Source organism: Amycolatopsis sp. NPDC048633, from assembly GCF_040650695.1.
Taxonomy (GTDB): Bacteria; Actinomycetota; Actinomycetes; order Mycobacteriales; family Pseudonocardiaceae; genus Amycolatopsis.
This window is the reverse complement of the sequence record NZ_JBEZHS010000016.1, coordinates 134,671-158,147: the sequence shown is the minus strand read 5'-3', so window position 1 is coordinate 158,147 and position 23,477 is coordinate 134,671. Positions and strand designations below refer to the sequence as shown.

Here is a 23,477-nt window from a genome sequence, read left to right as displayed (position 1 = left end):
GCTGGTCCGCGGCTTGGCATCCCCCTGAGCGGGCGCACCCGAGAGGGCCGCGAGACGCAACGGCTACCCTGGGGGTTCGAAGGCCGCACGAGCAGCAGGAGGTGCGGGTGAGCCAGGAGCTCGACGCCGCGGTGCCCCCGAAAGAGGGCGCGCCGCAGAACGGGCAGGCGGCGGCCCAGCCGTCCAGGCCGAACGGTGCGGCGCCGAACCCGTCCGCGACCCGGCGGGTCCGGGCGCGGCTCGCCCGGCGGATCACCGCGCAGCGCGCCGCCCCGGTCAAGCAGGTTCTCGAACCCCTGGCCGTCAGCCACCGCGAGCTCCACCCCAACGCCGACCTCGGGCTGCTGCAGCGCGCCTACGACGTCGCCGAGGAACTGCACCGGAGCCAGCGGCGCAAGTCCGGCGACCCCTACATCACCCACCCGCTCGCCGTCGCCACGATCCTCGCCGAGCTGGGTATGGACACCACGACCCTCGTCGCGGCGCTGCTGCACGACACGGTCGAGGACACCGGCTACGCCGTCGAGAGCCTGAAGGCCGACTTCGGCGAGAAGGTCGCCGAACTCGTCGACGGCGTCACCAAGCTGGACAAGGTCAAGCTCGGCACCTCCGCCGAGGCCGAGACCATCCGCAAGATGGTCATCGCGATGGCCAAGGACCCCCGCGTCCTGGTCATCAAGCTCGCCGACCGGCTGCACAACATGCGCACCATGCGCTTCCTGCCGCCCGAGAAGCAGGCCCGCAAGGCCCGCGAGACGCTCGAAGTCCTCGCCCCGCTCGCGCACCGGCTCGGCATGGCCACGGTGAAGTGGGAGCTCGAGGACCTCGCGTTCGCCATCCTGCAGCCCAAGAAGTACGACGAGATCGTGCGCCTGGTCGCCGACCGCGCGCCCTCGCGCGACATCTACCTGCGGTCGGTCATCACCGACCTGACCAGCAACCTCGTGTCGTCGCGGATCACCGCGAAGGTCGAGGGCCGGCCGAAGCACTACTACTCGATCCACCAGAAGATGATCGTTCGCGGCCGCGACCTGGACGACATCCACGACCTCGTCGGCGTGCGGATCCTGGTCGAGGACGTCCGCGACTGCTACGCGGCGATGGGTGTCGTGCACGCCCTGTGGCAGCCGGTCCCCGGCCGGTTCAAGGACTACATCGCCCAGCCGCGGTTCGGCGTCTACCAGTCGTTGCACACCACGGTGATCGGCCCGGACGGCAAGCCCCTCGAGGTGCAGATCCGCACCTACGAGATGCACCGCACCGCCGAGTACGGCATCGCGGCGCACTGGCGCTACAAGGAAACCAAGGGCACGCACAACGGCAACGCCGTGGACGTCGACGAGATGGCGTGGATGCGTCAGCTCCTCGACTGGCAGCGTGAGGCGGCGGACCCGGGTGACTTCCTCGAGTCGCTGCGCTACGAGCTGGCCTCGCGTGAGATCTTCGTGTTCACGCCGAAGGGCGACGTGATCACGCTGCCCGTGGACTCGACGCCGGTCGACTTCGCCTACGCCGTGCACACCGAGGTCGGGCACCGCTGCATCGGCGCCCGCGTCAACGGCCGCCTGGTGGCGCTGGAACGCAAGCTGGAAAACGGCGAAGTCATCGAGATCTTCACCTCGAAGGCGGAGAACGCCGGCCCGAGCCGCGACTGGCTGCAGTTCGCCGGCTCGCCGAAGGCGCGCGCGAAGATCCGGCAGTGGTTCGCCAAGGAACGCCGCGACGAGGCGATCGAAGGCGGCAAGGAAGCCATCACCAAGGAGATCCGCAAGGTCGGCCTGCCGATCCAGCGGCTGGTCTCCGCGGAGTCGATGGGCGCGGTGGCCACCGAGCTGCGCCACGCCGACATCTCGTCGCTGTACGCGGCGGTCGGCGAGGGCCACACCAGCGCGAAGCACGTCGTGCAGCGGCTGGTGGCCCTCATCGGCGGCGTCGACGCGGCGGAGGAGGAGCTCGCCGAGCGGGCCACGCCGTCCACGGTCACCCGCCGCCGCGGCTCCAACGACGTCGGCGTGGTGGTCAAGGGCGCCAGCGACGTCTGGGCCAAGCTCGCCCGCTGCTGCACCCCGGTGCCGGGCGACGAGATCCTCGGCTTCGTGACCCGCGGCGGCGGCGTTTCGGTGCACCGCACCGACTGCACGAACGCCGGCGACCTGCAGTCCCAGCCCGAGCGGCTGGTCGAGGTCGAATGGGCGCCGTCGGCGTCTTCGGTGTTCCTGGTGGCCATCCAGGTCGAGGCGCTCGACCGGCACCGGCTGCTCTCCGACGTCACGAAGGTGCTGGCCGACGAGAAGGTCAACATCCTCTCGGCGTCGGTGACGACCTCCCGTGACCGCGTCGCGGTCAGCCGGTTCTCGTTCGAGATGGGCGACCCGAAGCACCTCGGTCACGTCCTCAAGGTCGTCCGTGGGGTGGAAGGCGTCTACGACGTCTACCGCGTGACGTCGGCTTCCTAGGGCGTCCACGACCCATCGACCGCGACGCCGGCGGCCGCGGCGATCCGGTCGCGCGACTCCAGCAGCCGCGCGCGCAGGGCGGGCAGGTCGACGCCGAGCAGCCGGCCGTCGCGCTTGACTGCCTTGCCGGCGACGAAGACGCTGTCCACCAGGCCGGGATGACCGGCGGCGACGATCGTGCCGGCCGGGTCGCCGACGGGGAAGACCGAGAGGTCTTCGGCGTCGAGCAGGACGAGGTCGGCGTCCTTGCCGACGGTGAGGCTGCCGGTGTTCCGTCCGCACGCCCGGGCCCCCTCCACGGTGGCGAACCCGAGGACGTCCCGGGTCGTGACGCCGCCGCGCTCGGCGGCCAGGGCGGTGCGCATGGCGCCGAACATGTCCCCGCCGGCCGACGGGCAATCGTCGATCGACAGCGACGGCCGGAGCCCGGCGGCCAGCGCCCGGCCGGTCACGAGCGGCTCGAAGCCCATCTTCAGCTCGACGTCCGGGCTGATCGACACCGAACTGCCCGCGTCGGCCAGCATCGCCAGCTGGTCGTCGGAGAGCCCGTTGCCGTGCACGATGGTGGTGCGGTCGTCGAGCAGCCCGCGCTCGCGCATCCCGGCGATCGGCCGGTCGCCGTGCGGCCAGCCGCCGGTGCCGTGGACGTGGGTGCTCACGCGCAGCCCGAGTTCTCGGGCCAGCGCGACATCCGCGGCGGTTTCGTCCATTGTGGACACCACAGGTCCGCGCAGGCCCAGTGCCATGGCGTCGCCCGGCAGCGACGCCCGCACCCGCCGGATCTCCGGCGCGATGTCCGGCCCGTCGGCGCCGTAGCAGAAGATCGAGTGGCCGGGCGCGGCGTGCAGCGCCGCGATCGCGGCGTCGGCGTTCTCCGGGCGCCCGGCGCAGTGGAACCAGTCGAGCATGGTCGTGACGCCGGAGCTGAGCGCTTCGAGCCGGCCGAGGAGGTTGCCCAGGTACACGTCCTCCGGTTGATAGTGCGGTTTGAGCCGGCCGTGCACGGCGACGCGGTACTGGTCGAACGTCCAGTCCGCGCCGAGGCCGCGGAACGCCGTCTGCCAGGTGTGCCGGTGGGTGTCGACGAACCCGGGCAGCACGATCTTCCCGGTCGCGTCGACGACCTCGGCGGCGGCGCTGTCGAGCGTGGCGCCGATCGCGGCGATCCGGCCGTCCTCGATGAGGACGTCGCCGCGGGGGAGATCCCCCACGGCCGGATCCATGCTGACCACCAGGCCGCCGCGCAGGCGTGTCTTCATGAATGACCTTTCCCCAAGAGTTGACGTGTCAACTCTAGCGTAAACTGTCGTCATGGCGGATATGAGCTCTGCGGACTGGGAGTTCTGGGACACCTGGATGCGCGCCCAGCGGCTGCTCGTCCGGGAGCTCGACCGCGGCCTGCAGCGCGACTGCGGCATTTCGAAGGCCGAGTTCAGCGTGCTGATGACGCTGACCCGGCCGATGCGCGTCGGCGAGCTCGCCGACGCGCTCGGCTGGGAGAAGAGCCGCGTCGCGCACCTGCTGACCCGGATGGAGAATCGCGGCCTGGTGGCGCGGATCGAGGACGGCGCGACCGGCCGTCGCACCGGCGTCGAACTGACTGGCGAAGGCCGCCGGGCGGCGGAGAGTGCCACCCGGGTGCACGGCGCCACCATCCGCAGGCTCGTCCTCGACCGGCTCGCGCCCGAACAGGCCGAGGCCATCCAGGCCTGGGGCGAGCAGCTGATCGGCCGCCTGGACGACTAGCGCGGCGTCCACTTCGGACAGTGCCGGTCGGCCGGGAATGGCCGGACGGGGGTGCGCGGCGGTGTCCGAAATACCGTCACCTGTCCCGGATGTGCATGCTACGGTTTGCAAATTGCAAGGGTGGGTTTCCGGAATTCCCCGAGGGAGCACGCATGCCTCCTGGCTCGGCCGACGACACCACGCGCTACCTCTGCGCGGCCTCCTACCTCGATCACCGCTACGGCACGCGGGCGATCACCGAGTTCCTCGTCGAGCCGACCCGGCCGGTCCCGCCGTCCCCGGGCCTCGACGCGGGCCGCGTGCTCACCGAGGCCGTGCGGGCGCGGGCGCGCCGGAAGAACTACGACGGCCTGCTCGTGCTGCTCATGGCCGTTGTCATCGGGCTGTCGTGGGACAACCCGCTGCTGTACGGCTGGATCGTGCTGTCGGTCGCGCTCGTGGTCGTGCGGGCGGGGAAGAACCGGTACGGAACGGAGCGGGCGTTCACCCCGAAGACGCTCGCCGTCCTGGCCGTCGCCGTCGTGGCCGCGTTGCTGCTGCTGGTCTACTGGGACGAGATCTTCAGCTCCGGGAGCCGGTCTTCGTCGCGGTACTACGACCCGGACCTCTACGCGGTCACTTCGGGCGGCGACACCGCCCGGTACGTCATCGGCATCGTGCTCGCCGTCGTCGTGCTCATGGTCGTGACCTTCGAGCGCTGGTCGCTGTGGAACCTGCTGACGACGCGCTTCAAGCGCTTCGCCCCGCCCGCCCCCGACAGCGGCAGCCTCAGCGGGCTGTTCACCGAAGACTTCCGCGAGCAGCTCGGCCGCTTCCAGCGGGTCGACGAGTTCGCCGGCGCGCCCCTGGTGGTGTACCGCGGCTACAAACCGTTCGTGGGCGCGGGGTTCCGGCGCGACTCCTGGTCCATGGCGATCCCGCTGGAGCGGGACGAAGACGACGAGCGCGAGCCCGAGGACCGCCGCGAGCTCACCACCGAGACGCTGTACGAGGAGATCCGCGGGGCGATCGGCGACCTCCGCCGCTCGGCTGCGCTGTCCCCGGACCGCCGGCTGGGCTCGCTGACCGTGACCGAAGCGGTGTTCACGCCCGCCGCCGAGCTCGTCGACCACCTGGGGGAGGCCGAGGCCGCCGCCTTCCTGCCGGACATCGGGTACCCGCCCCACACCCGGCTGAGCGAGGCCGACGTCGAGCGGATCCGGCGGGAGCCGAAGGAGTGGGCGCGTTACTACCTGTGCTTCCAGGTGGAGACCTGGGACCGGGACCTGGTGCTCACGACGTTCCTGCACCTGGCGGTGGACGACACGACGCTCTACGTCGAGTGGACGCCGTTCATGCTGCCGCCGGTCCGGGCCGAGTACCGCGCCGTGGACAAGATGCGGCAGGAGTCCCTGCGCCCGTTCGGCCAGGGGCTGCTCACCTGGCTGGAGCTGCCGGCGAGCGTGCCGGGCCGGATCGTGAACCTGGCGTCGTGGATCCGGCAGCCGAGGCGTGAAGAGGGCGTCCTCGACCCGGAGCGCTACGGCGCCGCCGACACCCTGCGCGAGCTCGGCTCGGTCAACCTGTTCACCGACTACTTCCAGCTCGTCGACATCGAACGGTACGAGAAGATCATCGAGAGCCGGCTCCTGCCGACGATCGGCAAGCTGCTCGGCGACGCCGGGTTCTCGACGGCGAAGTTCGAGGAGCAGGCGAAGGTCGTCATCCACAACGACATCACCATCGGCGGCGACAACAGCGCCCCGATCACCCAGACCGGGCAGCGCGGCTCGCGGCCGCGCCCGCCCAAGACGGCCGGCCCGCCGGCCGGAGCGGAGGCCTGATGGGACACCGGATCACGAACAAGGTCAGCATCGGCGGCGACAACTCGGGCCGGATCACGCAGACCGGCATCGAGGGCGGCGCCGCCGAGGCCACGGTCTCCTCGCTGGTGGAGCTGATCGAGCGGCTGACGACCGAGGTGCGCGGCAAGGACCTCGCGAAGCAGGAGGTGCTGGAGGACACGCTGACCGACCTGGCCGGCGACCTGCGCGCCGGCGACGCCGCGGAGCCGGCGGTGGTGCGCAGCCGCTGGGAGAAGGTCAAGGGCCTGCTGGGCGGGGCGGCTCAGTTCTCCGAGCTGATCGCCAAGATCTCCGAGCAGGTGCAGAAGATCTTCAGCTGAGGACCTTCCGCAGCAGCGCGGTGACCTCGTCCGGCCGTTCCATGGCCGGGAGATGGCCGGTGTCGGGGAGTTCGACGAGCTCCGCGTTCGGCAGCGAACCCGCCAGGTGGTGGGACAGCTCGACGAGTCCCCGTGCGTCCGACGTCCCGATGACCACCAGGGCGGGCGTCGTGATCTCGCCGAGCCGGTGCCGGGTGTCCGGGATCCGCTCCGTCCACTGTGGAGCCGTCCAGTCGTGCCGGTAGACCTGCTCGCACATTTCCCGCACCAGGGCGACCATGTCGGCCGGCAGCGCGGAAACGTCGCGCTCCGGGCCGGCGACGAGGTAGCGGATGTTGGCTTCCGCCATGGCGCGCACGTCCGCCTCGTCGACATCGCCCTCACGAGCGGCGTAGCGGGCGAGCCGCTCGGCCGGGACGGTTTCGGCCATCAGCCGGGTGAGGTCCGCCTGCATGTGGTCCGGCCAGGTGTGCCCGGTGAGACCGGAGCCGAGCAGCACGAGCCGGGTGACCCGCTCCGGCGCGGCCAGGGCGGCGTCCAGCGCGCACGCCCCGCCCATCGACGCCCCGACCAGCGTGGCCTGCTCGATCCCCCAGGCATCGAGCAGGGCCAGCAGGTCCTCGTAGTGGGCGTACTCGCCGGGGCCGTCGGCCGTTTCGCCGAAGCCGCGGCGGTCGTAGCGGATCACCCGGTGCGTGGCGGCGAGCGCGGTGAACTGCGGATCCCACATCCTGCGGTCGCCGATCGCGGCGTGCAGCAGCACGACCGCGGGCCCCTCGCCCGCTTCGTCGTAGCCGAACGCCGTCCCGCCCACCTCGATCATCGTCATGGCCCCAAGCTAGCCACCCGACCGTGTCACACACCGCAGTTTTCGCTCAGGGCGAGAAGCTAGGGTGCGATCCATGACCGACGGATTCGATCTCACGCGCGACGGCGAAGTCGCCCGCCTGACCTTGACCCGGCCGGAGAAGATGAACGCGATCACCTACGGCATGTGGTCGGCGATCCCGGACGTCGTGGCCGAGGTGGAGGCCGACCCGGCGCTGAAGGTGCTCGTGCTCGCGGGCGCGGGGAAGCACTTCTCGGCGGGCGCGGACATCAGCGAGTTCGGCGAGCTGCGGACGACGGCCGACGGCGCGGCGAGCTACGACAAGGCGGTCGAGGGCGCGGTCGCGGCGCTGACCGCGATGCGCAAGCCGTCGGTGGCGATGGTCCAGGGCAACTGCATCGGCGGCGGCTGCCAGGTCTCGGTGGCGTGCGACTTCCGCTTCGCGGCCGAGGGGTCCCGGTTCGGCATCACCCCGGCGAAGCTCGGCATCGTCTACCACTTCGACTCGACGCGCCAGCTGGTGTCCCTCGTCGGGCCGGCGCACGCCAAGTACTTCCTGCTGTCGGGCGAGCTGATCACGGCGGGCCGGGCCCGCGAGATCGGGCTGCTCAACGACGTCTTCGCTCCCGAGGAGCTGGAGACCTCGACGCTGGAGTTCGTCTCGACGCTCTGCTCGCGCTCGCAGGCGTCGATCCGCGGGATGAACCGGATCATCGAGAAGATCGTGGCGGGGCAGGAGACCTCGGACGCGGAGGTCGAGGAGATCCGCTCCGAAGCCCTGCACGGCGAGGACTACGCGGAGGGCGTCGCCGCGTTCCTGGAGCGGCGCCCTCCGCGCTTCACCCACCGCTGACGTCAGGTGCAGGTCACCGTGGCGTCGGCCCAGTCGGCGTGGTCGGAGTCCTCGTCGTCCCCGCCGTCCGTCACCTCCAGCGTCAGCCGGCGGACGCCGGTGACGTCCGCGGTCACCGGCACCGCGCCGTCGGCGTCTCGCAGCACCGGGGTCTGGGCGAGCACCCGGCCGTCGCCCACGATCCGGAAGGCCACCGAGCCCTCCTTGCCCACTTCGTCGTCGAGACCGGTGACCGCCGAGAACGCCGTGCACGCTCCACCGAGCCAGACCGTCACCGAGCTGGGCGCGTTCGTGCCCAGGCCGTGCGCGTAGGTCTGCCCGGCGATGGTCAGCGGGTTCCCGTCGCCCTCGTCGGTGTCGCCGTTGGACCGGTCACGCTCCACCGGGCCCCAGCCGTTCGACGACGCCAGGAACGGCAGCCCGCTGACCTGCGCGGTCCCGGTGGGCGCCGGCGGCGGGATGAACGCGCTGGTCGCCGCCTCGACGTGCACCGGCCGGTGCTCGGGGTCGCCGCGGAAGCGGTAGGTCGCGGCGATCGGCAGGTCCGTCGTGCCCGCCGGGCCGCCGGTGAACCGCCAGGTGCCCGTCACGCTCTGGCCGGCGGACAGCACCGGCCGGAAGACCGGCTCCCCGGTAACGCGCCAGCCGGCCGGGGTGAGCGGTGCCAGTTCGACGTCGTACAGCGATGCTCCACCGCGCGGCAGCTCGAAGGTCGCCGAGACGTCGACGCTCGTGCCCTCCGCCGTCGGCGGCGTGACGCTCAGCCGGGTCGCGGGCACCTGCCGGACCTCTTGGTCGCAGGACGTCCGGCCGGGCCGCGCGGGGCAGAGGATCGTGACGAACCCGCCGTTCGCGGCCACCGGCACGGTCAGCTGCCCGCCCGCGGTGACCGTCGACTTCTCCCGCAGCAGCCCGGACGGCCCGTCGCGCAGGGTGTCGGCGAGCCAGCGGCCGTGGCCGAGGAAGTCCAGCGGCGCCGTCACCTTCGTGGCCGGCCCGGCCTCGATGCCGCCGACGAACCACCGGTCACCCGAGCGGCGCGCGAACACGGCTTCCCGCCCGGGCCGCCCGGACAGCAGCCGGGTCTCGTCCCACACCGTCGGCAGCTGGTCGAGCGTGTGCAGGGCCTCCGGCCGCGCTTCGTAGTTCTCCGGCTTGTCCGCGCCGTGCTGCCAGCCCGACTCGTAGACGAAGAACGTCGCCACCTCGTGCGCGTCCGTGGTGTCCCGGTCGGACACGACGAACGCGGTCGGCGTGTAGTCCATGCTGCCGACGACGTTGCGGGTGAACGGGAACATCGTGTTGGTGGCGGCCCGCGTCTTGAACTGCTCCGCGCCGCGGACGGCTTCGAAGCTCATCACGTGCGGCCAGGTGCGCTGGAAGCCGCGGGGGATGGTCGCGCCGTGGAAGTTGAGCATCAGGTGCCGGGCCGCGGTCGCTTCCGCGATGTCGTCGTAGAACCCGAACCGCGCCTGCGTGTCGGAGTCCATGAAGTCGACCTTGATCCCGGCCGCGCCCCACGACTCGACCAGCGGCAGCCACTTCGCGCGCTCGGCCTCCGTGTCGAGGGTGGTCCAGCGGAACCACAGGATCACCTCGACGCCGCGGGCGCGGGCGTACCGGATGACGTCCGGCACCCAGGAGGCGTCCCAGCCCTCGTCGATGAGCAGGTAGGGCCAGCCGTTGCGCGCGGCGAAGTCCGCGTACTGCTTCTGCCGCGCGGGATCACGCGGACTGTCGTGTTCGGACAGCCACGACCACGCGACCTTGCCCGGCCGGACCCAGGACGTGTCGGCGAGCTTCGACGGCGGCGCGAGGTCGTCGACCAAAGTGGACTCGGTGACCGTCGCCAGGTCGCCGGTGATCGCGACCCGCCACGGCGTGGCGAACGGCCCGGCCCCGGTGACGGCGGCGTCGGCGAGCTTGATCGCGTAGTTCGCCGAATCCGCCGCGTGCGTCAGCCGGGCACCCGAGTAGCGACCGTCTACATCGGACTCCGTCAGCAGTGTGTAGCCGCCGTCGCCGGTGTCGAACAGCGACGGGAAGCCGTAGTCGCCCGCCTGCGCGCTGCTCGCGGTGGTCTCGACGCGGACCTTCTCGTAGTTGGGGGAGTAGGGCAGCAGCCACGCCGGCGCCGCCGCGGGCAGGGTGAACGACGACGCCTCGCCGGTGATCGTCCCGCCGGCCGGCAGCACGTAGCGGTAGGCGGCACCGTCGGCGGCCGCGCGCACGACGACGTCGAGCCGCGTTTCACCCGCGCCGGCGAAGGACAACGTCGTCTCGGCCGCCCGTGCGTGCCGCTGCAGGCGCTTCCCGGTGGTCATCGGGTAGTGCTCGTCCACGATCCGGTCGGTGCGGCGGAGGAACCGCAGGTCCCGGGTCAGGTCGGCGGTCTTCGTCCGCAGGCCCAGCGGCGCCGGGGCGAGCACGGCCGCGGCTCCGCGGGACACCGCGAACGTCAGGCCGCCCTCGCCGGTGCGGGCGACCTCGGCGGTCACCGCGCCGGTGAGGCTCACGGTCCAGCGGTCGGCGGCGTCGGCGGGCATCGTGGCGACCAGGGTAGCCGCGCAGGCCACGACGAGCGCCAGGACGGCGCGCCTCATCGCCCGGCCTGCTCGTTCAGGTACAGGAACGCGCCGAGCCCGTGGAAGTCGTTGGTGACGCGCGGACGGTCGAGGTAGTAGCGGCCGTTGCCGACGTTGGTGCCGACGCTGATGTCGGTGATCGCGGTACTGCCGTCGGCGGCCGCGCTCACCTTGGCCAGCACGCCCGCGTAGCCGCGGTCGACCACCGGCCGGTACTCCTTGCCGACGTACCCGCGCTGCACCGCCTGGGAAAGCGTGTACGTGTAGAGGCTGGAGCAGGACGTCTCGGTCCAGTTGTCCACCGCGGTGGGCTTGACGGTCAGCTGGAACCACCGGCCGGTCGCCGGGTCCTGCCAGCGGCGGAACCCCTGGGCGAGGTACCGCACGACGCCGACGAGGGCGTGGCGCTGCGGGGCCGCCGCGGGCAGCGAGTCGAGGACGTCGACCGTCGCGGCGCCGAACCAGCCGACCGCGCGGCACCACACGTCCGGGGACAGCCCGGTCACCGGATCGGCCCAGCTCTGCTTTCGCCGTTCGTCGTAGGCGTGGTACAGCAATCCACTCGGATGGCGTAAATGCGCGAAATAGGTGAGGAGTTGTTCGGCCGATTCGGTGACGCTCGCCGGGTCGGCGAACGCCGTTCCGTAACGCGCCAGGAATGGGTCGAGCATGAATGCGCCGTCGGCCCACAGCTGACCGGTGAACGCGGTGTTGTGAATGAACCCGCCGTCGCTCGTGCGCGGATAGGTGGCCAGGCGGTCGTGGATCCGGCGGGCCGCGAGGGAGTAGCGCGGATCGCCGGTTTCGGCGGCCAGCACGAGGAAGACGTTCCCCGCCAGCATGCTGTCCAGGTCGTTGTACGGGTTGCCGGTGCTGCCGTCAGGCTTCACCTTCGCGGTGCCCCAGGCTTCGAGGTAGTCCAGGTAGCGCGGGTCGTGCGTGCGCTGGTGGACGCGGTGCAGGCCCAGCAGGAACAGCGCGTCGGTGTAGCCGAGGCCCAGCGACGCGGCGGGGTGCGCCGCCATCGTCGTGTCGGCCACGGCCCGCGACCAGTCGGGTGGCGCGGCGGCCGCCGGCCGGGAAAGTAAAGTCAGCCCGAGAACGGCGGCGAGAACGACGTGAAGCGCTTTCCGGAACGCCAAAGAACCCAGCTCCTTCGCTGCGCGGAAGAACGGTGCCGATCATCGATCTTGGGCGATCGTTCCGCATCCGGTCAACGGACAGCGCCGGACTAATAATATCTTCAGGAGTCCAGGTATTCGCGGAAGTGCTCGGCGACCACGTCGGTGACGCCCGCCGGATCGAGTCTGCCGTCGATTTCGATGACGCGGATCCCGAGCTCCCGCGCCGAGCGCACGGCCTGCGCCGCGAGCATCCGGTCGCGCGTCAGCCGGGTCCGCTGCCGCGGGATCGCCGGCTCGTCGGCGTGGTGGCGCAGCTGGTGCTGGCGGAACAGCTCGGTCGGCACCAGCACCACCATCCGGCTCGGCGAGTCGACGAGCGGCGCGACCAGCTCCGGGCGCAGCCCCCGGCCCTCGGCGACGATCGGCCGCGGTGACGTGAGCGCGCGCAGCTCGTCCAGGGCGCACTCGAACCGTTGCCGGAACTCGGCCAGCAGCACAGCCAGCTGGTCGCCGGCCGGGCCGTCCTCGGCAAGGGTGGTGTCGGCCGGTGTGGTGGCGGGCCGGGTCCGGTCGTCGTGGTGGTAGGTCGTCAGCCCGTGGCGCTCGGCCAGCAGCCGGGCGACGGTGGACTTGCCCGTCCACGGGGCCCCACCGATCCAGAGCGTCTTCCGCAGCGTCCCGAACGGATCCGAGGTCATCGTTCGACTATCGCGGCACCGGTGCTCCGATGGCCAGGGTTCGGGCGCTGGTTGATCCGTTCAGCTCAGGGCTGCTCGCTTTCCCCGTCGACGACGAGCACGGTGGAGCTGTCGGCGAAGTCCGGTTTCCCGCCGATCCGGAAGTGGAACCGCGAGCCGGGCCGGACCGCGGCGACCACCTGCGTCTCGGCCGTGCCGAGCACGATGATGGCGAGCTCGGTGGTGATCGGCTCCGGGTACAGCACTTCGGGCGGCACGATCGGGATGGGCAGGGTTCCGCTCACCGAGCCGGATCCGTCGTCGTCCTCGTCGTCGACGGTTTCGAACGGCGGCGGCGGGACGAGCCGCGGCCGGCGGCGCCACCAGAGCCCGGCGATCAGGCCGGTCAGCAGACCGCCGGTGCCGCTGACCGCGGAGGCGAGCCCGACACCGAGCCCCGAGGGTTCTTCGGCGGGTTTCGGCTGCGGGACGGCCGGGGGAGCGGCCGGCAGCGGGCCGAACTGCACGGCGGGGTCCTTGGCGTCCTCCGGCAACTGGAGAACCTGCCCGGGCTCGATCGCGGTGGGGTCGGTGAACGGCGTGCCGTCCGGGCGCGGCCGGCCCTGGTTCAACCGGAAGATCTCGGAGAACCGGTTCCCGTCGCCGAGGGCCCGCTCGGCGATCTTGAACAGCGTGATGTCGTCCGGGTTGTCGGCGTGCGGGACGATGTAGTACTTGACCGGCGGCGGCGGGGCCTGCGCGAGTGCGGGCCCGCCGGCGAGCACGGCGAAGAGGACACCCGCGGCCCCGGCCTGCCCGGCCCGTCCGAGAACGCGGCGTACCGCGGGAACCCGGTTTTCGGCCATGGTCGTCCCACCCTCTCCCCGGTGACCCCGGCGGGTTCCGGTGTTGCCCCGATACACGGGGCGGGAGCGGGTGTGGTTCAGATCTTGTGGTGCGGAGCGGGCGAGCGGCGGTTCAGATCTCGTCCCAGGGCACGGTTTCGTACGCCTTCGCGAGCAGCTCCACCGCGCGGTCCGCGGACGGCAGCACCAAGTCGTCGACGGAGGCGACCGCGCGCCCCGGGGTCTCGGAGTTCGTCACGAACATCGCGTCGAACTCGCGCAGGTCGGCGGGACGGACCTCGCGCGTCTCCTGGGGGACGCCCAGCCGGCGCAGGGCTTCCTTCTGCACCAGCATCGTGATCCCGGGCAGCACCGCGGCTTCCGGCCACACGACGGTGTTACCGGCCAGGAAGCCGGCGTTCCAGATCGACGCCTCGCTGATCCGGCCCGCGGGATCGACGAACAGCGCGTCGTCGTAGCCGGCCAGCTCGGCCTGGCGGGCGTGGTAGATGAGACCGAACGTGCCGAGGTGCTTCACCTGCGGCAGATCCCGTTGGTAGCGCACGGTCCCCAGGCGCAGCGGCGCCGGGTCGGGCGGGTGCGGCGGGAGCGTCCGGACCAGGATCTCCGGCTTCATCGGCTCGTCGAACGAGCGCGTGAGCACCAGGACCCGCACCGACAGCGCGGGTTCGCCGGCGATCGCCTGCCGGACGTGGGACCGCACGAGGTCGACGTCGAGGTCGCTGCCGAACAGCAGCCGGGTGCTCGTGGCGAGCCGCTCGAGGTGGAACGCGAGCCCGCGGACCCGCCCGTCCCGGACCTGCATCGCGGTGAAGTGACCGTAGGAGGTCATTCCCGCGACGAAGGCGTCCGGGCCGAGCGGGTCCCCGTTCAGCTCGATGCGTGCCGTCACTACTGGACGGTGACGCCCGTGAACTTGACCTGCTTCGTCGGCGCCCCGGTGCCGTCCTGCGGGTTCGGGTTCGCGATGCCCGCCTTGGCGACCGCGTCGAGAACCTTCAGGCCCTCGTCGCTGATGCTGCCGAACACCGAGTAGTCCGCCGGGAGGCCGTCGGCACTGCCGTAGACCATGAAGAACTGGCTGCCACCGGAGTTCGGGGCGGACGTCTTCGCCATCGCGAGGATGCCGCGGCCGTACTTGATCTCCGGGAACGCCTCGTCCGGCATCGTGTAGCCGGGGCCGCCCTGGCCGTCGTTCGACGGGTCGCCGGTCGCCGCCGGGTCACCGCACTGCAGCATCTGCAGGCCTTCGGTGCCGAGCCGGTGGCACATGGTGTCGTTGTAGAAGTTCTGCTTCGCGAGGCTGATGAAGCTCTGCACCGCGCACGGCGCGAGCGCCCGGTCGAGCGTCAGCGGGATGTCGCCCGCGGTGCTCTTCAGCGTCACGTTCACCGTGCCGGTCGACGGGACGTTCTTGCCGTCGGGCACGTTCACCTTCTTCGGCGCCTTGCCCGTCGTGTCGGCCTTGAAGTCGCACGTCGTCGGGTTCGGCAGCGCCGTCGCCCGCTTCGGCAGCTCCGTGCGCTGCGTCGGGATCTGGAGGTCGGTCGGCGGCGGAGCGGCCGAGGACGACGCCGCCGGGTCGGCGGTGCTGTCACCGCCGTTGGCGCTCACGATCCACACCACCACGCCCGCGACGACGAGCACAGCCACGCCGACGACACCAGCGCCGATCCTCCTGCGTCGCTTCTGCTGCTCCAATCGGCGCTCGAGCTGCCTCTCGAGCTTGCGCTTCGCAGCTTCGCGGCGCTGCTGGTTGGTCGCCACCCCGTACCCTCCAGGTTTCCGCTTGTGTCACACGTCTGAGGTAGCGGCAGTGTATGGGCACAGCCTGTGAGGACCATGTACAGGGCCCGCTAGTCTCAACCCGATCGTGATCGGCGCCATCCGGCGCGGATGTCCGGGAGGCGTTCGGTGCTCGTCGTCGGGTTCGGCAGCGGCCCGCTGCAGGCGAACTGCTACCTGCTGGCGGAGGCCGCCGGCAGGCCGTGCGTGGTCGTGGATCCGGGGCCGGAGGTGGCCGCGCCGCTGACCGCCGCGCTCGCCGAACACCGGCTGGTCCCGGCGGCGCTCGTGGCCACCCACGGCCACCCCGACCACGTCGCGTCGGCCGCCGCCGTCACCGCGGCCCACGGCGTCCCGCTGCACCTGCACCCCGCCGACGCGCAGGTGTACGACGGCGACAGCGTGCCGCTCGAAACGGGCACTTTCGCCGGTTTGGCCGTCGATGTCCGGCACGTGCCCGGGCACACGCCCGGGTCGGTGGTGCTGAGCCTGGCGACGCCCGAGGGCGGCCGGCTCGCGCTGACCGGCGACATGCTGTTCGCCGGGTCGGTCGGCCGCGGCACCGACGCCGAGTCGGTGCGAGCCCTGCTGGAGAGCCTGCCGGACGACACGGTGGTGCTGCCGGGCCACGGCCCGGCGACGACGATCGGCCGGGAACGCGCGGGCAACCCGTTCCTCGCCGGGACGGGGGCGTGAGCATGGCCGAAGAGACAGAGGCGTCGTCGGAACGGCTGGCGCTGTTCGAGGAGGACCCGCGCGGACGCCGTCGCCGCGGGATCTCGGGGCTGATCGGCGTGGTGATCGTCGCCGCCGCGTTCGGGGGTGTCGCGGGCCTGATCGGCGGCACCCTGATCGGGCTGGCCGTCGCCCTGGTGATCGCGCTGCCGCTGCTGTACGTGATGGCGGTGAGCATCCGGCGCCGCGTCTGGCTGGAGGGCTCGACGCTGCTCGTGCGCACCTGGGGGCTGCGGCGGGTCGACCTGGTCACCGCGACGCGCCTCGACCTGGTGATCGGGGACGTCCGCGGCTCCCGCACGGTGAGCCTGCTGGTCAACGCCGGCCAGCGGGGCAAGGTGGGGAAGGTCGACCTCGCGGTGTTCTCCGGGACCGGCGGCCGCGAGCTGGGCATCCTGCAGCTGCGGAAGCTGGCGAACGCGCTGATGAACAACGTCGAGGCGAACGGCCTCGTATTCGGGGAGCTGCTGGTCGCCGAGCTGAAGGCCGAGGCGCGCGGCTCCGGCGTGGCGGAACGCCCGCTCTACCGGCTGGCGTCGGTGGCGCCGTCGGGCAAGTACGTGCAGCGGTTCACGATGGAGGCCGTCAGCCGGTTCGTGGCGACTCTCGACTGAGCTCATCGCCGGCCTCGCGGAGCTGCTCGAGCTGGTAGACGAGCTCCGGCACCTCCTGCGCGATGTACGCCGCGAGGCGCTCGACGTGGTGCAGGGTGGCGCGGACGTCCTCGAGGGCGGCCGCGATGCGCGGCAGCGACTCCACGGCCTGGACGGTGGCGGTGACCAGCCGCAGGGCGCCGCGCACCACCTGGCGCGGGCCGACGAGCAGGAACATGGCGCCTCCCGGGTCGGGTGCCGCCTTCCTACCGCGTCCGGGCGTGGTTGTCGCGGCCGGGGTTCGCCGGTGTTACGGGTGGGACGGAACGGCTTTCTTGGTGCTGCTGAGGTACCCGGCCGGCTCGCGGGAGGCGATCAGCGCGGCCAGGATCGTCGTCACCGGGACGGCCGCCACGATGCCGACGCTGCCCGCGAGGGTCCGGATGATCTCCTGCGCGATCTCCTCGCTGCCGAGCAGCGCGCCCAGCCCCACGCCGGAGATCGACGAGTACAGCAGCACCGGCAGCGCGGCCCCGGCGTAGGCCATGACGAGCGTGTTGACCGCCGAACCGACGTGGTCGCGGCCGATCCGCAGGCCGGAGCGGTACAGCTCCTGCCAGGTCAGGTCCGGGTTGGCGCGGCGGAGCTCCCAGACGGCGCTGGTCTGGGTGACGGTGACGTCGTCGAGTACGCCGAGCGCGCCGATCACGACGCCGGCGAGCAGCAGCCCGCGCGCGTCGATGCCGTGGCCGAGCGACCCGATGAGCGTCGACGTGCTGTCGTCGAGCCCGGTGAGCGAAGCCGCGGCGGAGAAGATCGCCGACAGGACGCCGATGAGGGCGAGGCTGGCGAGCGTGCCGAGGACGGCCGCGGATGTTCTCGCCGTCAGGCCGTGGGTCAGGTAGAGCGCGATGAACATGATCGCGCCGGACCCGGCGATGGCCACTACCAGGGGGTTCTCGCCGGCGAGGATGGCCGGGAGGATGAACAGCGCGATCACGAGGAAGGACAGGCCGAGCGCGACGAGCGCGGCGAGGCCCTGCCAGCGGCCGAGCACCAGCACCGCGACCGCGAAGAGCGCGGCGAGCAGGAGCAGCGGGGTGCCGCGCTGGAAGTCGACGAGCTGGAAGCTGGCGGGGTCGGCGGCGTTCCCGCCGTTGTAGGCGAGCACGACGGCGTCGCCCGCGGCGAACCGCGGGGTGCTGGGTTCGATCGGGACGGTCAGCTTGAGCTGCTTCCCGCTCGCCGGGCCGTCGGTCATGGTGAGGTCGGTGGTCAGGCAGGGTTTCGCGTCCGGGTCCGTCTGGTCGCCGACCTGGACCTGACCCTGGGCGAGGCAGGGGCCGGTGGTCGTGGCGGTGATGTTCGCGGCCACGGGCGTGCCCTGCGGGACGACGCTCGTCGGGTCCGGCTTGCCCCACGGGTAGAGGACGATCATGCCGACGACGGTGGCCAGGGCGAGCGGGGCGAGCAGCCAGATCAGCAGGAGCCGGACCCGCTTCGACGCCGGGGCGGCGGGGCCGTGCCCGTGGCCGTGGCCATGGCCGGTTTCGGCGGGGGGCCCGGGCTTTTTCGCGGTGCGCGGGGTGGTTCCGGCCGGGACCCGCTGCGGTCCGGTGTCCCCGCGGCGGGCGGCGCGCTGGACGCGCTGCGGTCCGGTGTCGGTCCGCTTGTCGCCATCGGGGACGCGCTGGGCGCCGGTGGCAGGCACCCGCTGGGGTCCGGTGTCGGCGCGGCGCCGCACGGGGTCGGCGGCGCGGCGCGCGCTGTCGGGCGGCGTCCGGCGGACGGGTTTGCGGGGCGATCCGGCCGCCGAAGGGGACACCTCGTCCGTGATCCGGCGAATCGGGCCGGTTTCGTCGTCGTCCAGGTCGGGGCGGTCCACGCGCACATCCTGACAGCGGGATTCCCCGCCTCGCGCAAGGGGCCGCCGACGGCCCGGTTCGTCCCGATGCGCCGTGTCGTCCCCAGGATCACGCGTGTCGACCCTCCAGTCACGCGTGTCGGCCGCCCGATCACGCGAGCCGGCCGAGCCCCCGACGTGATCCGGAGGTCGACACGCGTGATTGCGGGGTCGACACGGCGTCAGCTGTAGGCCTGGCGGACGTGGACGCGCCGGTACGCCGACGGTGGGGTGTCGAAGTGGTCGAGGAAGGCCTGCCGCAGGGTCTCCGTCGAGCCGAAGCCGCAGCGGCGGGCGATCGTCGCGAGGGGGAGGTCGGTGCCGGACAGGAGACGGGCCGCGTGCTCGGTGCGGACCGTGCGGACGTACTTGCCCGGCGTCGTGCCCAGGTGCGCGTCGAACAGGCGGGTGAGCTGGCGGGTGCTGAGCCCGGCGCGGACCGCCAGCGCCGGCGTGCCGAGGTCTTCGGCGAGGTTCTCGGCGATGTACGCGGTCAGGTCGCGGACCTCGCGGTGCTCCGGCGGCGGGCCGGCCAGGAACAGGCTGACCTGGGCCTGGTTCCCCGGCCGCTGCAGGTACGTCACCAGGGAACGGGCCACCTCGCGGGCCAGCGTCGGCCCGTGGTCGGCCTCCACGAGCGCCATGGTCAGGTCGAGCCCGCTGGTCACCCCGGCGGCCGTGTAGACGTTGCCGTGCTGGATGTAGAGCGGCACCGGGTCCACCGTCACCGCCGGGTAGGCCTCCGCGAGCTTCGCCGCCCAGCGCCAGTGGGTCGTCGCGCGGCGGCCGTTGAGCAGGCCCGCCGCGGCGAGCACCTCCGCGCCCGTGCAGACCGACGCCACCCGCCGGCTGGTCTGGGCCAGCCGCCGGATGTGGGCCAGCACGCGCTCGTCGGACGCCGCCGTCGTGCTGCCCCAGCCGCCCGCGACGACCAGCGTGTCGAGGTCCGCCGCCACCTGGTCGAGCCGCAGGTGGGGCTGCAGGACGAGACCGGAGCACGTGCGGACGGCCTGGCCATCGATCGTGGCCAGCCGGATCTCGTACGGCGGACGCGCGCCGTGGCGGTTGGCGGCGTCGAGGACGTCCGCGGGGCAGGCGACGTCCAGCAGCTCGACGTCGGGAAATCCGACGATCGTGACCCGTCTGGGTGAGCCTGCCATGGATCGCACGCTAGCAGCCGGACCGGCGTTCAGACGCGGTTCGCAGGATTTCGGACATCTCCCGCCCGGTCGGCGCCGGCGGCCGCCAAGGTCGGCCGCATGACCGCTGAGCAGAAGACCCTCGCCTTCGTCGTCTACCCGGGGCTGACGCCGCTCGACCTGGTGGGCCCGCTCCAGGTGCTGAGCGCCCTGGCGCAGATGGATCCGGGCTTCCGGACCGTCGTGGTGGGCGCCACGAAGGACACCGTCGGCACCGACACACCGCTGAGCGTCGCGCCGAGCCACACCTTCGACGAGGTGCCGTCGCCCTACGCGGTGCTGGTGCCCGGCGGCACCGTGCCGACGCTGCAGGCGATGTCGGACGAGCGCCTCCTCGCCTGGCTGCGGACCGCGGCCGCCGGCGCCGAGCTGGTGACGTCGGTCTGCACCGGCTCGATGATCCTCGGCGCGGCCGGGCTCCTCGAAGGCAAGCGCGCGACGACGCACTGGATGTTCCGCGACCTGCTGACCGGCCTGGGCGCGACGCCGGTCGCCGAGCGCTGGGTCGAAGACGGCCGGGTGATCACCGCGGCGGGCGTCTCCGCTGGAATCGACCTGGCGCTGCACCTGGTGGAACGGCTGGCCGGGCGGCAGCTCGCGACGAACGTCCAGTTCGCCATCGAGTACGACCCGGAGCCGCCGCAGGGCGGCCTGGACTGGGCGAACCAGCCCTACGGCGACCTCAAGCCGCTGCGCGAGCACACGCTGCGGGCCGGGCTGGCGGACAACCCGGAACTACTGGACAAGCTGCTCGCGCACGCCTGAACCAACGTCGTCGGCCATCCGGGTGAACGAGGGAAATGCCAGACACCGGACGGCTACATTCAGCCCGCTCGATCAGGTGATCTCGCGGATGAGGTGTAGCCGTGCGGTTCCAGGTCCTCGGTCCGATGACGGCCTCCGTCGTGCTGCCGTCGGCGGCCCAGCCGCGGCGGCTGCTCGCCGTCCTGCTCGCGCGCGCCGGCCAGTTCGTCGGCCGCGACACCCTGGTCGACGAGCTGTGGCCGGACGGCGCGCCGTCCAGCGCCGCGGCGATCGTGCAGGTCACGGTGTCGAAGCTGCGCAAGACGCTCTCGCCGGGCCTCGGGGCCGCCGAGGCCGGGCAGCGCCTGCGCTCGGGGCCGCGGGGCTACGCGCTGGCCGTCGAGCCGGGGGAGCTGGACGCGGACGACTTCCTGACGCTGCTGTCCTCGGGCGCCGACGACCGGGCGCAGCGCCGGCGCGCGCTCGAACGGGCCTTGGCGTGCTGGCGGGGTGACGCGTTCGCCGACGTCGCGGGCGGGCCGCTGCTCGAGGCGCACAAGCTGTGGCTGGAGGACCGCCGCTCCGCCGCCTTGCTGCAGCTGGTCGAGCTGGAGCTCGCCGACGGCGACGGCCGGTCGGTCGTCGAGCGGCTCGACCCGGTCGTCGCGGCCCGGCCCGCCGACGAGCGGTTCGCCGCCCGGCTCGCGGCCGCGCTCGGCGCCGTCGGCCACCGCGAATCCGCCCTGGAGGTGCTCCGCCGGACGCGGCGGGCGCTCTGGGAAGAAGCGGGCGTCTGGCCGGGCGACGACCTCGTCGCGGTGTACCGCCGGATCGCCGGCACCGACTGGACGACGCCGGGGCCGCCCGCCCAGCTCCCGCCCGCGGTGCCCGACTTCACCGGCCGGGTGGCCGAGCTCGCCGACGTCGGCCGGGCGCTGCGCGGTCCGGGCCCGGTCGTGCTGCACGGGGCGGCCGGGGCCGGGAAGTCCGCGCTGGCCGTCCAGGCGGCCTGGCGGGCGCGCCGCCGGTTCCCCGACGGCCAGCTGACCGCTTCGCTGCGCGGCCCGGACGGCGCGCCCGCCGCCCCGGCGACCGTGCTGACCGGGTTCCTGCGCCTGCTCGGGGCGACCCCGGCGGAGCTGGCCGACCGCGCCGGCCTGACCGGGCTCTGGCGCAGCTACACCGCGGACCGGCGGCTGCTCGTGCTGCTGGAGGACGCCACGAACGAGGCCCAGGTGCGGGCGCTGCTGCCGAGCGGGCCCGGCTGCGCGACGCTGGTCACCGTGCGCCGGGAGCTGCCCGGCCTGTGCGGAGCGCACCCGGTCCCGGTCGCCCGGCTGTCCACAGAGGACGCGTGGGCGCTGCTCGCGGCGATCGCGGGGGAGGCCCGGTTGCGCGCGGAACCCGAAGCCGCGCAACGGCTTCTCGGCCACTGCGCCGGGCTCGCGCTCGCCGTCCGGATCGCCGGGGTGAAGCTCGCGGCGCGGCCGGACCAGCGCATCGCCGAGCCGGCCGCCCGGCTCGCCGACGACCGCCGCCGGCTCGACGAGCTGACCACGGGCGACCTCGGCGTCCGGACCGCCGTGACGTCGGCCCTGCGCGAACGGCCCGCGCCCGACCGGTACCTCCTTCGCCTGCTCGCCGCCTTCGCCGGCCCCGTCCCGGACTGGTGTGCGGCCGCGCTGCTGGACCGCCCCCTCGACGAGGCCCGCGACCGGCTCGAGGCCCTCGCCGCCGCGCATCTGCTGGAGAGGCAAGGAAAAGAGCACGCGCTGGGCGGGACGCGCTGGGCGGTGGCCCCGTTCGCCCGGCTCGTGCTGACCGAGGGTTCGCCGCCGGAGACGGACGGGGTCGCGTTGCGCCGCGCGTGCGAAGTCACCCTCGCCCTCGCCGAGCACGCCCGGGGCCGCCCGGCCGGCGCCGAGACGAAGCCGGATCCCGCCGTGCTGCGCCGGGTCGCGGCCGATCCGGTGGCCTGGGCGGCCGAAGAGACCGCGCACCTCGCCGCGGCCGCGCGGCTGGCCGGCGCGCACGGCTGGCACGACCTGACCGAACGCCTCGCCGACGCGTGCACGGCGCTGGCCGGCACCCCGTGGCTCGGCCACGCCGCCCGCGCCGTCTCGGTGCTCGGGCTGGCCGCGGCCCGCCGCCGCCAGGACCCGCACGCGGAAGCCGAGAAGCTCTACAACCTCGGCTCGGTGCACCTGCAGCACGGCCGCGGGCGGCAGGCGCGGAACTACTTCGTCATGGCCGGGAACCGCTTCCGGCAGCTGGATGACCCGCAGAGCACGGGCGCGGTGCTGGCCGCACTCGCCGACGTCGACCTCGACGGCGGTGACGCGCGGGCCGCCGAGGCCGCGCTGCTGGAGGCGCTCGAGCTCCTGCGCGAATGCGGCGACCGCCGCGGGCAGGCGGCCGCGGCGGCGCAACTGGGTTCGCTGGCCGAGGACGTCGGGGACGTGCGGCGCGCCGTCGAGAGCTTCGAGGTGAGCATGCTGCTCGCCCGGGAGTGCGACGACGGCCGCTGGCACGACCACGTCGCCAAGCGCTACGCCGACGTCCTGCGCCGCCACGGCGGCTGCGACCAGGCCGCCGACCTGCTCACCGGCGCCCTCGGCGGCACCGTCCGCACCCGCGAGCGGCACTGGGAGGCACACGTCCTGCGCAGCCTCGGCGAACTGCACACCGAGGCGGGGGAGCTCGGCGACGGCGAACGCTGCCTGACGCGCTCGCTGACGCTGTTCGAGCAGATCGGGCACCGGCACGCCGCCGCCTACACCCACCGCTGCCTCGCCGAGCTCGGCCGCCGCGCGGGGGACCCGGCGGGCGCGCGGTGGCACCTGCGCGTCGCGATGGGCGTGTTCCGGGAGCTGCGCGACCGCCGCGGCGCCGGGTACACCCTGCTCAGCCTGGGCCGGACCCACGCGGACGAGGGGGCCGGGCCGGAAGCCGCGCGGCTGCTGCGGACGTCGGCCGGCCTGTTCGAGGAGCTCGGGTTCCCGCTGTGGGAGCTGCGCGCGCTGCGGGAGCTCAACGCCGTCACCAGTGAATCCCCGGCACGGGACCGGACTCGTGAAGTCTTGACGAAGATCAGGACCTGACCCGCCGCCGCAGTGGTTCGCGCCCGCGCTGTTTGGCGAAGTTATGGCCCTCCCCACTTGGCTGCCGCCGTTCGGATCGTCGTACCCCAGGAGGCAAGGCATGCCGGGACAACGGAT

20 protein-coding genes are annotated in these 23,477 nt (G+C 72.9%); 9 read left to right on the top strand and 11 right to left on the bottom strand.

The genetic code is table 11. The annotated features are described in order from the left end of the window. Positions 1-107 precede the first annotated feature (107 nt). Positions 108-2,456, top strand: coding sequence for a bifunctional (p)ppGpp synthetase/guanosine-3',5'-bis(diphosphate) 3'-pyrophosphohydrolase (locus AB0C38_RS27045; RefSeq protein WP_360678247.1), 2,349 nt, complete (start codon positions 108-110; stop codon positions 2,454-2,456). On the opposite strand, the gene AB0C38_RS27040 is transcribed toward AB0C38_RS27045, so the two are convergent. Next, positions 2,453-3,715, bottom strand: coding sequence for an amidohydrolase family protein (locus AB0C38_RS27040; RefSeq protein WP_360678245.1), 1,263 nt, complete (start codon positions 3,713-3,715; stop codon positions 2,453-2,455). The two genes, AB0C38_RS27045 and AB0C38_RS27040, sit on opposite strands and share 4 nt — an antisense overlap. Positions 3,716-3,767: 52 nt before the next feature. On the opposite strand from AB0C38_RS27040, the gene AB0C38_RS27035 reads away from it, so the two are divergent. From AB0C38_RS27035 to AB0C38_RS27025, 3 genes are all read left to right on the top strand, one after another. After that, positions 3,768-4,202 carry a MarR family transcriptional regulator gene (locus AB0C38_RS27035; RefSeq protein ID WP_360678243.1) on the top strand — a complete coding sequence of 145 codons (435 nt, stop codon included), beginning with the start codon at positions 3,768-3,770 and terminating at the stop codon, positions 4,200-4,202. 152 nt (positions 4,203-4,354) lie between these two features. After that, positions 4,355-6,025 (top strand): hypothetical protein, encoded by a 1,671-nt coding sequence (locus AB0C38_RS27030; protein ID WP_360678241.1) that lies wholly within the window; start codon positions 4,355-4,357, stop codon positions 6,023-6,025. Continuing rightward, positions 6,025-6,366 (top strand): hypothetical protein, encoded by a 342-nt coding sequence (locus AB0C38_RS27025; RefSeq protein WP_360678239.1) that lies wholly within the window; start codon positions 6,025-6,027, stop codon positions 6,364-6,366. Before AB0C38_RS27030 ends, AB0C38_RS27025 begins: the two co-directional genes overlap by 1 nt. On the opposite strand, the gene AB0C38_RS27020 is transcribed toward AB0C38_RS27025, so the two are convergent. Then, positions 6,359-7,195, bottom strand: a complete 837-nt coding sequence (locus tag AB0C38_RS27020) for an alpha/beta hydrolase (protein WP_360678237.1) — start codon at positions 7,193-7,195, stop codon at positions 6,359-6,361. The two genes, AB0C38_RS27025 and AB0C38_RS27020, sit on opposite strands and share 8 nt — an antisense overlap. Before the next feature lie 73 nt (positions 7,196-7,268). Between AB0C38_RS27020 and AB0C38_RS27015 the strand changes: the two genes are divergently transcribed. Further along, positions 7,269-8,048, top strand: a complete 780-nt coding sequence (locus tag AB0C38_RS27015; RefSeq protein WP_360678235.1) for an enoyl-CoA hydratase-related protein — start codon at positions 7,269-7,271, stop codon at positions 8,046-8,048. A 2-nt stretch (positions 8,049-8,050) separates the two neighbouring features. Here the strand turns inward: AB0C38_RS27015 and AB0C38_RS27010 are convergent, their stop codons facing one another. From AB0C38_RS27010 to AB0C38_RS26985, 6 genes are all read right to left on the bottom strand, one after another. Next, positions 8,051-10,651 (bottom strand): glycoside hydrolase family 97 catalytic domain-containing protein, encoded by a 2,601-nt coding sequence (locus AB0C38_RS27010; RefSeq protein ID WP_360678233.1) that lies wholly within the window; start codon positions 10,649-10,651, stop codon positions 8,051-8,053. Beyond that, the gene (locus AB0C38_RS27005) at positions 10,648-11,673 is read right to left on the bottom strand and encodes a glycoside hydrolase family 88 protein (RefSeq protein WP_360678231.1); all 1,026 of its coding nucleotides are present in this window, start codon (positions 11,671-11,673) and stop codon (positions 10,648-10,650) included. The genes AB0C38_RS27010 and AB0C38_RS27005 overlap by 4 nt, the downstream gene beginning before the upstream one ends. 203 nt (positions 11,674-11,876) lie before the next feature. Next, entirely contained in the window at positions 11,877-12,455 is a 579-nt protein-coding gene (locus tag AB0C38_RS27000) for a hypothetical protein (RefSeq protein ID WP_360678229.1), read from the bottom strand. Between the two features lie 65 nt (positions 12,456-12,520). Then, complete coding sequence (locus AB0C38_RS26995; protein ID WP_360678227.1) at positions 12,521-13,300, bottom strand: hypothetical protein; 780 nt, start codon at positions 13,298-13,300, stop codon at positions 12,521-12,523. Positions 13,301-13,412: 112 nt separating this feature from the next. After that, positions 13,413-14,192 (bottom strand): aminotransferase class IV, encoded by a 780-nt coding sequence (locus AB0C38_RS26990; protein ID WP_360678225.1) that lies wholly within the window; start codon positions 14,190-14,192, stop codon positions 13,413-13,415. Then, positions 14,192-15,067 (bottom strand): peptidylprolyl isomerase, encoded by an 876-nt coding sequence (locus AB0C38_RS26985; protein WP_360678223.1) that lies wholly within the window; start codon positions 15,065-15,067, stop codon positions 14,192-14,194. The genes AB0C38_RS26990 and AB0C38_RS26985 overlap by 1 nt, the downstream gene beginning before the upstream one ends. Before the next feature lie 147 nt (positions 15,068-15,214). On the opposite strand from AB0C38_RS26985, the gene AB0C38_RS26980 reads away from it, so the two are divergent. Next, a complete protein-coding gene (locus AB0C38_RS26980) occupies positions 15,215-15,781 on the top strand; it encodes an MBL fold metallo-hydrolase (protein WP_360678341.1) in 567 nt (188 codons plus the stop codon). 2 nt (positions 15,782-15,783) lie between these two features. Continuing rightward, positions 15,784-16,434: a hypothetical protein gene (locus tag AB0C38_RS26975; protein ID WP_360678222.1), complete on the top strand. Its 651-nt coding sequence runs from the start codon at positions 15,784-15,786 to the stop codon at positions 16,432-16,434. Here the strand turns inward: AB0C38_RS26975 and AB0C38_RS26970 are convergent. The 3 genes from AB0C38_RS26970 to AB0C38_RS26960 form a co-directional block, all read right to left on the bottom strand. Then, positions 16,406-16,651 carry a hypothetical protein gene (locus tag AB0C38_RS26970; RefSeq protein ID WP_360678220.1) on the bottom strand — a complete coding sequence of 82 codons (246 nt, stop codon included), beginning with the start codon at positions 16,649-16,651 and terminating at the stop codon, positions 16,406-16,408. The genes AB0C38_RS26975 and AB0C38_RS26970 overlap by 29 nt on opposite strands. A 72-nt stretch (positions 16,652-16,723) precedes the next feature. Further along, positions 16,724-18,298, bottom strand: a complete 1,575-nt coding sequence (locus AB0C38_RS26965) for a YibE/F family protein (RefSeq protein ID WP_360678218.1) — start codon at positions 18,296-18,298, stop codon at positions 16,724-16,726. Between the two features lie 200 nt (positions 18,299-18,498). Next, positions 18,499-19,476, bottom strand: coding sequence for a GlxA family transcriptional regulator (locus tag AB0C38_RS26960; RefSeq protein ID WP_360678216.1), 978 nt, complete (start codon positions 19,474-19,476; stop codon positions 18,499-18,501). Between the two features lie 99 nt (positions 19,477-19,575). Here AB0C38_RS26960 and AB0C38_RS26955 point away from each other — a divergent pair, with 99 nt between their 5' ends. Further along, positions 19,576-20,280 (top strand): DJ-1/PfpI family protein, encoded by a 705-nt coding sequence (locus AB0C38_RS26955; RefSeq protein WP_360678214.1) that lies wholly within the window; start codon positions 19,576-19,578, stop codon positions 20,278-20,280. Between the two features lie 101 nt (positions 20,281-20,381). Next, positions 20,382-23,360, top strand: a complete 2,979-nt coding sequence (locus AB0C38_RS26950; protein WP_360678212.1) for a BTAD domain-containing putative transcriptional regulator — start codon at positions 20,382-20,384, stop codon at positions 23,358-23,360. Positions 23,361-23,477: the final 117 nt, after the last annotated feature.